The organism is Thalassotalea coralli (assembly GCF_055786205.1).
This window is the reverse complement of the sequence record NZ_JBVVBK010000011.1, coordinates 21042-34595: the sequence shown is the minus strand read 5'-3', so window position 1 is coordinate 34595 and position 13554 is coordinate 21042. Positions and strand designations below refer to the sequence as shown.

13 protein-coding genes are annotated in these 13554 nt (G+C 40.0%); 10 read left to right on the top strand and 3 right to left on the bottom strand.

Going from position 1 to position 13554, the window contains the following annotated elements; genetic code table 11:
• The first annotated feature begins 95 nt into the window (after positions 1 to 95).
• From ACOB80_RS20230 to ACOB80_RS20215, 4 genes are all read left to right on the top strand, one after another.
• Positions 96 to 941 carry a TrmB family transcriptional regulator gene (locus tag ACOB80_RS20230; RefSeq protein WP_473167694.1) on the top strand — a complete coding sequence of 282 codons (846 nt, stop codon included), beginning with the start codon at positions 96 to 98 and terminating at the stop codon, positions 939 to 941.
• Between the two features lie 13 nt (positions 942 to 954).
• Positions 955 to 2421 carry a serine hydrolase domain-containing protein gene (locus ACOB80_RS20225; RefSeq protein ID WP_473167693.1) on the top strand — a complete coding sequence of 489 codons (1467 nt, stop codon included), beginning with the start codon at positions 955 to 957 and terminating at the stop codon, positions 2419 to 2421.
• Positions 2422 to 2737: 316 nt separating this feature from the next.
• Positions 2738 to 4789, top strand: coding sequence for an arginine--tRNA ligase domain-containing protein (gene argS / locus ACOB80_RS20220; RefSeq protein WP_473167692.1), 2052 nt, complete (start codon positions 2738 to 2740; stop codon positions 4787 to 4789).
• A 181-nt stretch (positions 4790 to 4970) separates the two neighbouring features.
• Positions 4971 to 6572 (top strand): methyl-accepting chemotaxis protein, encoded by a 1602-nt coding sequence (locus ACOB80_RS20215; protein ID WP_473167691.1) that lies wholly within the window; start codon positions 4971 to 4973, stop codon positions 6570 to 6572.
• Between the two features lie 105 nt (positions 6573 to 6677).
• Here ACOB80_RS20215 and ACOB80_RS20210 read toward each other — a convergent pair whose 3' ends face one another.
• The 3 genes from ACOB80_RS20210 to ACOB80_RS20200 all read right to left on the bottom strand — a co-directional run bounded on the left by ACOB80_RS20210 (position 6678) and on the right by ACOB80_RS20200 (position 9534).
• Positions 6678 to 6869, bottom strand: coding sequence for a hypothetical protein (locus ACOB80_RS20210; protein ID WP_473167690.1), 192 nt, complete (start codon positions 6867 to 6869; stop codon positions 6678 to 6680).
• Positions 6870 to 7008: 139 nt separating this feature from the next.
• Positions 7009 to 8175 (bottom strand): anhydro-N-acetylmuramic acid kinase, encoded by a 1167-nt coding sequence (locus ACOB80_RS20205; RefSeq protein WP_473167689.1) that lies wholly within the window; start codon positions 8173 to 8175, stop codon positions 7009 to 7011.
• Positions 8176 to 9534 (bottom strand): peptidoglycan DD-metalloendopeptidase family protein, encoded by a 1359-nt coding sequence (locus ACOB80_RS20200; protein WP_473167688.1) that lies wholly within the window; start codon positions 9532 to 9534, stop codon positions 8176 to 8178.
• A gap of 158 nt (positions 9535 to 9692) precedes the next feature.
• Between ACOB80_RS20200 and tyrS the strand changes: the two genes are divergently transcribed.
• The 6 genes from tyrS (at position 9693) to ACOB80_RS20170 (ending at position 13553) form a co-directional block, all read left to right on the top strand.
• Positions 9693 to 10892, top strand: coding sequence for a tyrosine--tRNA ligase (gene tyrS / locus ACOB80_RS20195; protein ID WP_473167687.1), 1200 nt, complete (start codon positions 9693 to 9695; stop codon positions 10890 to 10892).
• Between the two features lie 187 nt (positions 10893 to 11079).
• On the top strand, positions 11080 to 11331 hold the full coding sequence (locus ACOB80_RS20190; protein ID WP_473167686.1) for a hypothetical protein: 252 nt from the start codon (positions 11080 to 11082) through the stop codon (positions 11329 to 11331).
• 75 nt (positions 11332 to 11406) lie between these two features.
• Entirely contained in the window at positions 11407 to 11982 is a 576-nt protein-coding gene (locus ACOB80_RS20185; protein ID WP_473167685.1) for a DUF4136 domain-containing protein, read from the top strand.
• Complete coding sequence (locus tag ACOB80_RS20180; RefSeq protein ID WP_473167684.1) at positions 11979 to 12422, top strand: hypothetical protein; 444 nt, start codon at positions 11979 to 11981, stop codon at positions 12420 to 12422. Before ACOB80_RS20185 ends, ACOB80_RS20180 begins: the two co-directional genes overlap by 4 nt.
• A gap of 81 nt (positions 12423 to 12503) precedes the next feature.
• Positions 12504 to 12824: a ribonuclease E inhibitor RraB gene (locus tag ACOB80_RS20175; RefSeq protein WP_473167683.1), complete on the top strand. Its 321-nt coding sequence runs from the start codon at positions 12504 to 12506 to the stop codon at positions 12822 to 12824.
• 144 nt (positions 12825 to 12968) lie between these two features.
• On the top strand, positions 12969 to 13553 hold the full coding sequence (locus ACOB80_RS20170; protein ID WP_473167682.1) for a porin family protein: 585 nt from the start codon (positions 12969 to 12971) through the stop codon (positions 13551 to 13553).
• The last annotated feature ends 1 nt before the right edge of the window (position 13554 follow it).

Here is a 13554-nt window from a genome sequence, read left to right as displayed (position 1 = left end):
CTCACAATTCCATTTGATCTTTTTAAAATTTCATTGCACTATATTTAAGGTGTTAGTTGCATGTGCTACTAATAAAGTTTTATGAGGTTAAAGCAATGTCAGAAATAGCTGAACATTTTCAAGCGCTAGGTTTTACTCAATTAGAAAGCGATATCTATTGTTTTCTGTTGGCAAATGGTTTGAGTACCGGCTACTCAATTGCGAAAGGTATTAATAAACCTGCTGCTAATGTCTACAAGGCATTGGGTACATTAAGTCAAAAAGGTGCTGTGAATGCATCGGTGAGTAATAGTAAAAGTTTCTCAGCAATTCACTGGAAAGAGTTGCTGGAACGACATCGAAAACAGTTTCAGCAAAACTTGGAAGCACTGAGTGAAAAGCTGATCCAAGTTGATCAACAGCATGTCGATGAACAAGTGTATCAACTAGACAACAAAGATCAGGTTATCGAAAGCACTCTTTACATGATTGAAAAGGCGAAAGATGTTGTTTTAGGCGATATTGAGCCAAAAGCGATGAAATACTTTGAAGATGCTTTGGTAGCTGCCGCAGCCCGTGGCGTTGAAGTTAGAGTTAAAATATATGAGAAAATATCACTGCCTGGCGTGCACCTGACACTCCGTGACCACGGTCCTGATATTCATGATAAAAGCCAAGATATCTCATACAGCTTGTGTGCTGACGGACACGAATTTGTGACAGCAATGCTCACACCTGAAGGCAAGTCAGTAATTCAAGCCTTTAAGAGTCACAGTGCGTTGATGAACTTAACCGTTCACAACTACATTCTTTACGGACAAGTGCTGACCAACATTAAAAAATTCATCCAAAACGACGACTTAGTGTCTGCAAAAGTTTGTTTACAAGAAACAGAGCATTTACACCCTCTTGGCGCTGAAAATGTTGTTTTTCAGAGGCTTAAAAGCCGTTACAAGGTTTAGAACAGGAGTTTTTATGAAAACCTTTATCTCAACTCTTTTCATTGGACTTGCTAGCTTTGTTTCTTCCGCTAGCGATTATTCGGTGATTGATGATTACGTTAATCAGCATAAACAAGCGATCAAACTGCCAACAGGCACTGCTGTTGCCATTGTTAAAGGGCAAGATATTGTTTATCAGGGTTATTTTGGCTATTCGGATATAGCGAATAAAACGAAAGTAGATGAAAACACAGTTTTCTATATCGCTTCGATGACAAAACCTTTTTATTCACTGTTGACGCTCATGCAAGAAGAACAAGGTAAGCTAGATAGCGCTTGGTCATTAGCTAAGATTATGCCCGAAGTAGCGTTTAAACCAAGTATCAGAGCTAGTGAGGTCACAATAAAAGATTTATTGGTTCATACAAGTGGAATTGATAATTGGCCTTTAGTACAAGCAACAGCATATACAGGGGATTATGACAAAGGGCGTTTAGACCAAATTATCGCAGATTCATATGTGAATGAGTCAGCGCCTTTAGGAAGCTACCGTTATACAAATGTTGGCTATAACATTTTAAGCCATTGGATGGATCAGGCGTTTAAGGAAACATGGCAATCTAAACTTGCGAACGAAATTTTTATGCCACTGGGCATGAATCATACATCAGCAAAAATGAGCGATATCGCTAAAAACCAATGGCGTTATGCACAGGGCTACTCAGTTAAATCACCAGATCCTGCTGCTCCGCTATATTTACAGAAAACGGATAAATCGATGCACGCTGCCGGTGGCATGATTTCTACTGTGAAAGATCTCTCGAAGTTTATTATTGCTCAACTTAATCAAGGAAAAGTTGATAATCAACAAGTCATCCCTGCTGATGTGATTGCCAAGTCTCATCAAATTGAAGCTAGCTTCGGTAAGAATAAGCAAAAAGGGAATTATGCTTGGGGGTGGTTCAATCGAGAGTTATTTGGCGAGAATATTTTTGAACATCGTGGAGGCTATGCGGGCGCTAATACTTACATGTCTTTTATGCCAGAACATAACCTAGGGTTGATCGTACTTTCTAATCAAGATAAGTGGGGCGGTGACCTTTACTGGGCATTAGAAGATATCGCGTACTCGATAGGATTAGGAAAATCTGAAGAAGAAGTTTTGGGATTGTTAGAGCAACACATACAGTTTTCTAAAAAGAAAGCAGATAAGTTTTATGCGGATAAAAGCGCTAAGCCTGCTTCGATGGTTGCTAATTTGCCATCGCAATATGTGGGCGAGTTTCGCCACGATACTATGGGCTCAATAACAGTTACATCGTTAAAAAATGGAGTAGAACTGTCTTGGGGAAATCTAAAAAGCCCGCTTTGGGAGAGTTCTAATGATACCAAAATGGCGGTGGAGTTTTTCCCTAATCGCCCTCGAGGAGTCCTGTTCTTAACTGGGACGGATGGTAACCACTATATTGAGTTTAACGACTATAAGTTTGTTAAACAGTGATCTACTGACACGCTTAAACGAAAGGCTACGGTAACGTAGCCTTTTTTAATTTCTCGATATCTCAGATGCTCTGTCTCTTTGCGTTTTTAAATCATTTTCTCTTCGAAGGAATACTGGTTTAAGTTTGTACGTAGATCGATTCATACCAAGATTTAAAAAGTTCTCGTCATCATTATATACACTGGCGGTAACAGGCAATTTATAGTATTCTTCGACCTGAAAAAATAGTCTGCCAATTTCTATCTTTATTAACACCAAAACTTAACCATAAATCTTGTAAATTCCTACAAGGTTTTCATTGAGAATTTGACGAAAAATGAACCACTTAAGACAAGCTAATATCGAGTTAGAGAACAAAATTTCCGCGTTACGTGATGAGCAACAACAAGCTGCTGCAAAACGCACTTTACCTAAACTCACCGATTATCCTTTGCAAAATTTATACGATAATATTGCCACTGCTTTGTCTGAGCGATGGGGTCAAGGTCGTTTACAGCCACAATTTGAATTGATTGATCGTGCCAAATTTGGTGGTGATATCGCTGTTAAAATTCCTCAGTTATTACGAGATGGTGGTCCTAAAGGGTTCATTGAAAAGCATTTACCTTGGGTAACCGAAGTATTACAAGGCGAGCAATTTGCTGATTACATCTGTGAAATTGAAACGCGCGGTATGTATATCAACTTAACGCTTTCACAAAAATGGTTATTGAGCAGTGCTCAAGCGATTTGTGATTTCGGTGATGATTTCGGTTTTAACAGCCAGCTTACTGACAGACGTTACATTGTTGATTACTCGTCGCCAAACGTTGCTAAAGTACTTCACGCTGGTCACATTCGTTCAACTATCATCGGCCACGTATTATCAAACCTATATGAAACGTGTGGTGGTCAAGTATTTAGATTCAACCATATTAATGATTTTGGTGGCTTTGGTTTTGTTTTAGAAGGCTACCGCCGTTTCCAAGCACAGTTTCCTGCCGACTTTAGCGAAAACGATAAGTTGCTAGCCATTTATAGTATCCGTCGTACTTTAGAGAAGGCGGTTGCTGGCGATTATGGTGATGCTGTAGACGGTTTCGAACAAGACGCAAAAGCGTTAGTTAACCGATACCTACCAGAAGCTAAAACACTTGATGATGTTAAAGCAGCTTTTGCTGACTTTGAGCAAGTATCAGATAAGCGTTTTGCTGCGCTTGAACAGGGTGACGAAGACGAAGTGGCTTTATGGAAGAAGATGGTAGTTTGGAGTTTAGAAGACTTCGATAGTTTCTACCAAAAGCTTAACGTAAACATCGACTATGTTGTTGGTGAAAGCTTCTACTACGATGCGGGTAGTGAAGTTGTTCAACGTTGCTTAGCTTCTGGTGGCGCTGTTGAGTTTACTCAAGAACTAGCTGATAAAGAGTTAGCGAAAATCGAAGCGAAAAAAGCTGGCGGTGACATGTCAGACGCTGAATACGATATCGCCCGTCAGTCTGTAGAAAAAGACATTGGCGCAGTGCTAGTCGCGTTAGACGATGGTACGCGTTACGTTATTCAACGCTCAGATGGTAACAGTATTTATGCAACCCGTGATTTAGGTGCAATTGAGCTTCGTAAGAAGTTGTTTGACCCAACGGATATTATTTATGTTGTTGGCCAAGAGCAACGCGTGCACTTTTCGCGTTTGTTCAACAGTGCTTACCAAACGGGATTAGCTGATAAAGACAAGATGAATTTATTACACTTGTACTTTGGTTTTTATGTTGATTCAGACACAGGTAAAAAACTATCCTCTCGTGACACAGTAGCTAACGTAAACCACTTACTTAGCCAGTCGGTGGAATACTTCCATAGCAAGCTAAGTGAGCGTTTATCTGAGGACGAACAAGAATTGCAAAAAACCGCTAAGGAACTTGCGGTTGGTTCATTAGTGTTTAATGATCTTAAACAAGACATGAAAGGCTCTGTAGATATCAATACAACAAATCTACAAGCGACAATTGCTGGCTTTGAGAAGTCTGGTGGTGCTTACGTTGTATACTCTGCTTGTCGTGCACGTAGTATTTTACGTCGTTTAGAAGAGCCGGTGAAGCGTGTTGATGAGATCGAAGAGTTTGATATTGATGTTCAAGAAGCAGCATTAATCTTAAAACTACAACAAACACCAGACCGTATTATCGCTGCAGCAACAAAGTCAGATCCTGCGTTATTAGTTCGTCACTTGATGGAAACTGCGGCACTTTATAACTCGTACTATGCGCAAGCAAAAGTGATTGTTGATGGTAAAGCGAATCATGCGCGCTTGATCATTACTAATGCTGTTCAGCAAGTGCTAGTGAACTGTTTGAAAGTTTGTCATGTAGAGTGTCCGGAAGCTATTTAAGCTGCCTAGCAAATAGTTAGTTATTTTCAAAAGCCAGTATTTATACTGGCTTTTTTTGTTCTCGCTTTATAAACCTTAAGAAAAACTTTGCGCTAGATTAAGCTTTCGTTGGTTAAATCTGCAAAATACCTGCTAGTCGATAAAATACCTGCAATTAAAAAACATTAAATTGGGGTATAACATGCAATTGTCTTTGGCAAAAAAAATAAATTTGTCACTGGTGGTCTTTGCTGTTTTGTTTTTATCAACGACTATGCTGTTTTTCTACTACGATGAACAAGCGTTAAGTGAGAAGTTCGTAAAACAAAACCTTGAATCACTCTCTTTAAATTATTTTGATTCTGTTAATACCATGATGTTAACGGGAACAATCGCCAATAGGCAGATAATCCAACACAAAATTGAAAGTCAGCAAGATATTGTCGAGGCAAAGATCCTGCGAGCACCTGAGCTAGTTAAAACTTTCGGTAAAGGCTTTGATGGCCAGATAGCCAATAATGATTTTGAACGTTCTGGTATTGCTGGCATAAAGTCCTTCGACTATTTCGAGCAAAACGGTAAGCATTTTATTAGTTTTATTAATCCTATTCGTGCGAGTAAAGATTACCGTGGCACTAACTGTCTTGGTTGTCATCAGGTTGAAGAAAATACCGTGTTGGGTGCAGTTAAGATTACTTATGACTTGTCGACAGTTGAAAAGGAAATTAGAAATTCCATCACGCAAGCCAGCGTACTTCAACTTATCATTACCGTTATTTGTTTTGGTTTATTGAGCTTACTGTTTAATCGCATGGTGCTGTTCCGTTTAAAAAGACTACGCGGCACAATCGAAGCGGTTGAGAAAGACTTAGACCTTAATAAAGATATTAAAGTGCACTATAAAGATGAGCTAGGCGCTGTAACTCAAGCACTCAACAATATGATGACTAAGTTTAAAACTAGCTTTATCTCGGTTTCTACCGCTAGTGACAAGTTAATTGAGTCGGCAACCCATGTTGATGAGATTTCAAGTTTAACGCGTGAAGCTGTGCTAACTCAAAAAAATGGCACAGACTCAGTCGCTGCAGCGATAAATGAGCTAGATGCTTCAGCAGATGAAGTTCAGTTAAATACGGAAAGTGCCGCCGATAAGTCGGTAAAAGTAAGTGATCATGCCCAGAAAGGGTTAGACCTAGTGGAGTCGACAAAACAAGGCATTGATCAGCTTAGAGATCAAGTTATCAACAATACCGGTAAGGTCACAGAACTGAGTGAGAAAACTAAGCAAGTGGGTACTGTGCTTGAGGTTATCACTGCAATCGCTGAACAAACCAATCTACTAGCGCTAAACGCAGCGATAGAAGCGGCACGAGCTGGCGAGCAAGGAAGAGGCTTTGCTGTGGTTGCTGACGAGGTGCGCTCACTTGCTACAAGAACCCGTGAATCAATCGAGCAAATTCAAGCAACCATCATCTCGCTACAAGAAGACGCCAATGGTGCAGTGGTATTGATGGAAGATGTGAGTAATCAAGCGCAAGAAAAAGCGGCGGAAATGTCTAATGTCGCAGAAGTATTGGTGGAAATTACTGATCAAATTCAAGAGTTAGATGAATTGAATTGCCAGATATCGAACGCTGCGAAGCAACAAAACCTAGCGGCAGAGGAAATTAACCATAATGTTGTTTCTATCAGTGATATTGCTGAGCAATCAAGCCAAGATGCTATAAGAGGTAAGCAAATTAGTGAAGAACTGGTTGCCTTGTCTTATGAGCTTAATAAGCAGGTATCTAAATTTAAGCTATAGAAAGTTCAGCTGCTAAGATTCAATAAAACAAAAGCCTCTATACGAGGCTTTTATTGGTTATTTCGGCTGTTATTAATTAACTAATCGTTGTGTGAGAATGCGAGGCTAATAGTAAGTATCTTCACGATTATGGACTTGAGGATCATCGATGATCTCGTCAAAATTAACTTCAAAACTATTGTTATCTTCTGTGTTTGCAAGATAAATTGTTCGGGTAGAACCATCAATCCATGTAACTGTGCCACTACCTTTTTTACTGCCGCACTTCATGCCAATGTGAATATCATTAAACTCCATAGTTCCTCCTTTAATGCTGAAAAGACAGCACATCCGTTAGACACTACTTCTTGAACATAGTTCAAATGTCGACCGTTATGTGCGATTTTTAAACAGAGTTAATCATTATAAGCGGCTATCGCTTAAGATCTACAGGGAATTAAGGGTAATAGGCGATGCCTAAGATAGTTTTTGCGCTAGCCCCCGTCGCTTCTGGTATGTGGTTATAGATTTTTTTGTCATAAGCGTAGGCGAACCATGCAAAAGCTGTGGCTTCGAATGCTTGATTATTCACCTTAAGTGAATGAATCGAATTGACCTCGTGCTCGCTAAGTAACTGTTTTATATTCTTATAACAAGTAATATTCTCAACTCCGCCGCCGCATAAATATACGAAGCTTTTCGGGGAGGTATTTACTGCGGGATTTAAATTAGCTTTAATGGTTTTTTGGATTTGGTCGGCAACGGTAACAACAGTTAATTGTAAAAGTGTTGCTTGGATATCTACGGGCGAAATATCTAAATTGGCGAGGTGCTGTTCAAGCCAAGCTAGATTGAAATATTCTCGTCCAGTGCTTTTAGGTGCTGGTTTGGCAAAGTAGTCATCCTGAAGTAAACGCTCAAGTAGCATATGATTGACTTGACCGCTAGCTGCCCATTGCCCGTCTTTATCGTAAGGTTTACCCGTGTGTCGCTCACACCAAGCATCCATCAATGCATTTGCTGGGCCTGTGTCGTAGCCTAAAATTTTACTTTCGTCGGTGGACAAATAAGTGATGTTAGCAATTCCGCCTAAATTAACGATAAACGTATCTTGCTCGACAGGAGAAAATAAATACTGGTGAAACGCTGGAACTAAGGGCGCACCTTGGCCGCCCAAAGCAATATCTTTTGTGCGAAAATCAGCTATTACTTTGATGCCAGTTAAAAGCGCCAACGTTTGCTGACAACCTATCTGTAAGGTAAAAGGATGTGCTATTTGGTCATTAACATCAGGGCGATGTCTAATGGTTTGCCCATGGTTGCCAATTGCAGCGACTTGATCAGGCGATATGTTAGCGTTTGCTAAAAGCAACTGTATCGCTTGCGCGTAAAAGTGAGCGAGTTCTACAGATAAACTGCCTAGTCTATCTATCTCGTTGTCACTAGGCTGATACAAGCTCAGTACTTTCTGTCTTAACGCATCAGGGTATGGCTGGTGCAACGTGGCTTTAATGTCGCATTTATCGGCAACTGGCTTTTCGTCTTCAAAAGACACTAACACCAAATCAGCACCGTCGGCGCTAGTCCCAGACATCACGCCAATATAGTAAGGCGCGTTAGCCATCTAAGGTGTTACCGAGGTGCTTGGAATATTGGTATTTAATGCTAAACGTGAACCCGCTAATTCCTTTAAGCGGCGCTGTGCTAATAACGCGAACTTGTCAGCGTGCTTATTAGCAATTGGCTCAGCATCAGGAAGCTTCACTGTTCTTGGGTTTCTATGAACACCGTTTAACAGAAACTCGTAATGAAGGTGGGGTGCTTGAGACATCCCCGTTGAACCTACGTAACCAATAACTTGGCCTTGTTTAACACGCTGGCCTTTTTTCACTGCGCGTTTAGAAAAGTGCAGGTACTTAGTCACAATGTCGTTGCCATGTTGAATGAATACATAATGGCCATTGAACTTGTTATAGGTTGAATGCGTAACTTTACCATCGCCGGAAGCAACTACAGGTGTGCCTGTTTTCGCACGATAGTCGGTACCGCGATGAGCTTTCCAGCGTTTTTGAATAGGGTGGAAACGTCTCGGCTTAAAGTTTGAACTGATGTATTTGAAATTAACAGGCGCGCGTAAAAAGGCTTTACGCATGCTTTTGCCTTCAGGCGTGTAGTAATTGCCATCATCAAAACGGATCGCTTGGAAAGTATCATTTTGGTTATTGAATTCGGCAGCTAAGATTTTACCGGTACCAATAAATTCACCATCAACAAATTTATTTTCATAGACCACATGAAAACTGTCGCCTTGACGGATATCTAAAGCAAAATCGATGTCCCAGCCAAACACATTCGCTAAGCTAATAATTTGGCCGTCATCTAAACCTGCCGCGATACCTGCGTTCCAAAAGCTTGATTTGATAACGCCATGGGCAATGGCTTCGCGTATCTCAACTTGTTTGGTATCAACCATAGCTAAGTAGCTATCGTCTTCAAGGGTAATGTACAGCGTTTCTGTTTTTGATAGTGGATACTCAATAGCGGCGAGTTGGCCGTTTTTGTTTTTACCAATGTGAAGAGTGTCGCCAACCTTTAATTTTCTCAACAACTTGCTCTCTGAGCCGTGGGCGTTACTCACTTTGTGAGTAGTTTTGGCACTGTAACCCAAACGCTTAAATATTTTTGCTAGCGAATCACCACGTTTTACTTTGGCGGTCTGCCAGGCTATAGCATTAGCGTCGTTTTCTTCAAAATGAGTGTCTGTAGAATCTGAAGCGTTTTTTGTTGCTGTTTCTGTCGTTATTTCAGGAAGGGCTATTTGATAGCGCTCGCCAATTTTCAACGAAGATTGTTCGGTTTGACGGCTAGCCGTGGCTTTTTCTGAAGGAAAAAACAGTAAGATCAAAAATAATACGCTAACAGCAGACAATAAAACTCTATGCTGTTTAGGAAGCTGCGTATAGAAATTAGATATATTTTTCAAAGAGATAAGGCCTTTACTTCGTTGTTTTGTGCAACAATTGTTCTTAACTATACCAAAATTTTATGCGGAGAAACAATCTTAGGGTTTCCGCAATCGCTTGTTTACAGTAGAATTCGCCACCAGTTTCGTAAAATTTATACAATCTTTGGAGTTAAATCATGACAGATGTCAGCCAGGCGTTTGCAGAAATTAAACGCGGCGCGGAAGAAATCTTGTTAGAAGACGAGTTGCTAGAGAAGTTAAAAGAAGGCAAGCCGTTAAAAATAAAAGCTGGTTTCGATCCTACAGCTCCAGATTTACATTTAGGTCACACCGTTCTAATTAACAAATTACGTCAATTCCAACAGCTTGGTCATGAAGTTATTTTTCTAATTGGTGACTTTACTGGCATGATTGGTGACCCAACGGGTAAAAATGTGACCCGTAAGCCGTTGTCTAAAGATGATGTGTTAGCGAATGCTGAAACCTATAAAGAGCAAGTGTTTAAAATTTTGGACCCTGCAAAAACAACGGTAGCCTTTAACTCAACTTGGATGGAAAAGTTGGGTGCAGCTGGCATGTTAAAGCTTGCTTCTCGTCAAACAGTTGCTCGTATGATGGAACGTGATGACTTTAAAAAGCGCTATGCTGGTGGTCAAGCCATTGCCATTCATGAGTTTATGTATCCGCTTGTTCAAGGTTGGGATTCTGTCGCATTAGAAGCTGATGTTGAATTAGGCGGAACAGACCAAAAGTTCAACCTTTTAATGGGCCGTGAACTGCAAAAAACGGAAGGGCAGCGTCCTCAAACTGTACTAATGATGCCATTACTTGAGGGCCTGGATGGCGTTCAAAAAATGTCGAAGTCGTTAGGTAATTATATCGGTATTACTGACTCACCATCAGATATGTTCGGTAAAGTCATGTCAATTTCTGATGATTTAATGTGGCGTTATTATCAATTGTTAAGCTTCAAGCCATTGGAAGAAATTGAAGGTTACAAGCAACAAATCGCTGACGGTTCAAACCCTAGAGATGTAAAAATCGCGTTGGCGAAAGAATTGATTGCGCGTTTCCATGACGAAGCAGCAGCTGATGCGGCTCATCAAGAATTTATTAACCGCTTTCAAAAAGGCGCTATGCCAGACGAAATGCCGGAATTTACTTTCGACGGTGGTGAAGAAGGGTTGGCAATTGCTAACCTACTTAAAGAGGCTGGCCTAGTAGCGAGTACTTCTGAAGCAATGCGTATGATTAAACAAGGTGCTGCTAAGTTAGATGGCGAAAAAATTGCCGACAATAAACTTAGAATTACCGCAGGTACACAAGGTGTTTTCCAAGTGGGTAAGCGTAAATTCGCTCGCGTTACGGTAAGCTAATACTCGCACTTGTTAAGCAGAATAATAAAGCCGACTGTTGTCGGCTTTTTTGTTGTCGATTTTTTTTACAATTCAAATGTTTTTAAGAATGCGTTCTTATTTAACTTGTTGTAATTTAGGTTAAATTTTTGTTTGGAATGTAATGTGCATTGATAATTTTTAGGTCAATACTACTTACGTGATAACCATGGAAGATAACCAAGCTCGAGATCCGCTCATAGAACGGCGTTTTCACAATGAGAATCGAGATCAGATGTGGTCTAGTTTAACCATCGCTCAGAAATTTTCTGCCAGTAGCTTAGCTAAATATGGCTATGAGCTCGCTTTTATTCGTCATTCTTCAGCCGGTAACTTAGCGGTATTATTACTTGAAGATAAAGTTACAACAGTTGCCAATGACGGACAAATTGATACTTCTCCTAATATTAACCTAAGATAATCGTTCGATTAAATTACCTTGAAATTTTGTACTTCTCAGGTAATGATGACATAAAACTTTGTCTCAATTATTTCTATGCTACAAAAACTTAGTGTACTTTTTTTCTTTATCATTTTGGTAATTCAAGGGTGCGCTGAACGTCCTAAAATTGACACGCGTTATCGAAATAATTTCAATTTTTCTGTTATTGAAAGCTACAGCTTATACGATAGAAACTCTTCTTTTTCCGATTTTCAAAATATCAGTGATTCAACACGCAATAGTATAGAAATTGCTATTGAGAAAGCGTTAGATCAGCAAGGATACGTCTATAAAAATCCTGATGAGGCTGACGTTATTGTTGGATACCATATAGTGGCTAAAGACACAGAGCTGAAGCGATACAATGCTGGCGTTAGGTATAACAAGTACCGCTTACAAGCAAGTTCTAATGATAGTGCGAGTAAAGCTAAACATCTTGATACTGTCGCAGGCAGCATTATTTTGGATTTGGTTGACACTAAAAAGAAGCGATCGATATGGCGTGGCGTTGGCGCCCTAGCTATTGATGAAGACGATAACCCAAGAGAGGTTCAACAAAAACTTCATGCGGCAATTGATTTGTTATTACGAGAACTACCTGCAGCTAACTGTAAAGGAGTATGCTCTTGATTAAGTGGATAGTGATTACGCTAGTGGCGGGTTTTATCATGCTGCTTATTTTGGCGGGTATTGGCCATTTGTTGCAATCGAATAAAGAAGCTAATAAAGCTTATATCGAGCAAGTGCAAAAAGAAGAGCAAGCCGAAGCTGAGAAAGAAGCTAACAGCAATCAGATGAAGGTGGACATCATTCCCATTGTCCCTTTGTCGGAAACTGAGAGCTTCAATACATTATCGCAACATTTAATTTGTGTTGATGCGAGTCAATGTACACGTACCTTACTTAAATTTTCTAATGCTAGTTGTGTCGTCGCTGTTAATAAAATTGGTGCAGCGAGCTTACGCAAGATGAAAGAAAAAGTCATGGTGGAGGGATGCGATTCAGATACAGAAAACGGTGAATTAGTCTGTGCAAATAATATTTGTCAGTTCAGTGGGGCCTCTGAATAAGAGATTTTTGTTGATTTGAGTGTGAACAAGCGCAATACCTAGGTATACTGACGCCATTCTAACGAGAGTGTAATTAACTATATGTTTCCAAACGACGATACCGGCCAGGTCTTAGCTGAAATGCATGAAGCTGGCATAGATCTAACCCAAGTACATCAAGTGGTTTATTTTCAATTGTTCGAAAACAAAGAAGATGCATTAGCGATGGAAAAGCACTTAAAAGAAAAAGTGCCAGATATGCAAATCGACGTTAAACCAGATGAAACACCAAATGTATGGGATTTGGAAGTTACGGTAGCTATGATCCCTGATTATGATGCTATCGTGGCACAAGAAGCTGAATTTGAGCAAGTGGCTCGAAAGTTTAAAGGCTATAACGATGGCTGGGGTATCGAAGCGTAAATAAATGTAGAAAGTCACTTACGAATGTTGATGACTTTCTTACACTTTCTGACAGCTATTGGACATTTTTAGGACATCACTTTCTCATCTTTTTCTCTAGAGTAATCACTGTTAGTTTTTCACCCATTAATTAAGGAAAATACAGTGAAACCTCTAGTTACTTGCCTCGCATTATTACTTACCGGCAGCGTTAGCGCTGCGCAATTCTCTTCAAATGATTGGCTAAATACCGTCGGCGTTAATGCTGGCTCTGGATCTATTGCTTTTAAAGGAAAGGACTCTAAAAACCAATCTGTTTGGAAAATAAATGGCTTTTACAATTTGAAATTGTCAGAGCATTTTAGTGTAGAGACAGGGTTGTCATATGCGAGTGATTTAGATGATTTAGAATGCAAATACAATCAAGATGATTACGTCGTTAAATGTGTAAATAAAGACTTATACGCTGATAAATTTGAGTATCGCTCGATTTATATTGCCGCTAAAGCACAAGTAGCGCTGAGTAAACGAAATAGCTTGTATGGCAAAATAGGTGCTAATTATTTTGATTATGACTTACGCGTCTTTCAAGGTGCTAATATCGACGATAGTAGCCTAGGCTGGCAAAGTGAGATTGGCTGGCAATATCAATGGGATAACGGCTTAGGCATTCACGCAGGGCTACAATACTCAGATGCTGGTGACGTAGAATTAAACACGACGCACCTAGGTATGAGCTATTCGTTCTAAT